Annotated in this window: 2 protein-coding genes; both read left to right on the top strand. The window is 59.7% G+C overall.

Going from position 1 to position 1,295, the window contains the following annotated elements:
• Positions 1 to 96 precede the first annotated feature (96 nt).
• On the top strand, positions 97 to 990 hold the full coding sequence (gene nifH / locus PYR71_RS30610) for a nitrogenase iron protein (protein ID WP_040111861.1): 894 nt from the start codon (positions 97 to 99) through the stop codon (positions 988 to 990).
• Between the two features lie 107 nt (positions 991 to 1,097).
• A partial coding sequence (locus PYR71_RS30605; RefSeq protein WP_077991962.1) for a nitrogenase occupies positions 1,098 to 1,295 on the top strand: 198 nt, incomplete at its 3' end.

The following is a 1,295-nucleotide window of genomic DNA, read 5'->3' as shown; positions in this document are numbered from 1 at the left end:
GCCCACATGGCACGGGTTTTGAAGATTGCCATGCGAGGCGGCGCGAGCTGCCTGCCTTTTACTCAGCGATGGATGGAACGAAAGAAGGAAGGCGATATGGTAGATTTGCGTCAAATCGCATTTTACGGCAAAGGGGGGATCGGCAAGTCCACCACCTCCCAAAATACGCTCGCAGCGCTTGTCGACCTCGGGCAGAAGATCCTGATCGTCGGATGCGACCCGAAAGCCGACTCCACCCGGCTGATCCTGAACGCCAAAGCACAGGACACGGTTCTTCATCTGGCGGCGCAGGAAGGTTCGGTGGAAGACCTTGAGCTCGAGGACGTGCTCAAGGCCGGCTACAAAGGCATCAAGTGCGTGGAGTCCGGCGGTCCGGAACCGGGCGTCGGCTGCGCCGGGCGCGGCGTCATCACCTCGATCAATTTCCTCGAAGAGAACGGTGCTTATGACGATGTCGACTACGTCTCCTATGACGTGCTCGGCGATGTGGTGTGCGGTGGCTTCGCGATGCCGATCCGTGAGAACAAGGCCCAGGAGATCTACATCGTGATGTCCGGCGAGATGATGGCGCTCTATGCCGCCAACAACATCGCCAAGGGCATCCTGAAATATGCCCATTCCGGCGGCGTGCGGCTCGGCGGCCTGATCTGTAACGAGCGCCAGACGGACCGCGAGCTCGACCTCTCCGAGGCGCTGGCTGCCAGGCTCAATTCCAAGCTCATCCACTTTGTGCCGCGTGACAACATCGTCCAGCACGCCGAGCTCAGGAAGATGACGGTGATCCAGTACGCGCCGGACTCCAAGCAGGCCGGGGAATATCGGGCGCTAGCCGAGAAGATCCATGCCAATTCGGGCCAAGGGACCATTCCGACCCCGATTACCATGGAAGAGCTCGAAGACATGCTGCTCGACTTCGGCATCATGAAGAGCGACGAGCAGATGCTGGCCGAATTACAGGCCAAGGAGTCAGCGGTGGTTGCGGCTCAATAACTGCCGCTGTCGACAGGACGCGCTGGCCCTTGAGCCAGCGCGTCCTTCCACGAAAGACGCTTCGGCGACGACGACCTAACCCGAACCTTGAAAGGGGGCAGGGGCCCATGAGCCTTGATTACGAGAATGACAGCGTTTTGCATGAAAAGCTCATTGCGGAAGTGTTAGCGCAATATCCAGACAAGGCGGCGAAGCGCCGCAAGAAGCACCTCAGCGTCGCAACGAGCCGCGACGAGCCTGGCGATGAGCCGAAGGCCCTTTCCGAATGCGACGTCAAATCGAACATCAAGTCCATTCCGGGCGTG

The organism is Rhizobium mulingense, from assembly GCF_029194105.1.
GTDB lineage: Bacteria > Pseudomonadota > Alphaproteobacteria > Rhizobiales > Rhizobiaceae > Rhizobium > Rhizobium mulingense.
This window is presented reverse-complemented; position numbering and strand designations above follow the sequence as displayed.

Excerpts from the sequence above, each read along its gene's own strand:
- nifH (WP_040111861.1), top strand. The coding sequence starts at position 97 with ATGGTAGATTTGCGTCAAATCGCATTTTACGGCAAAGGGGGGATCGGC.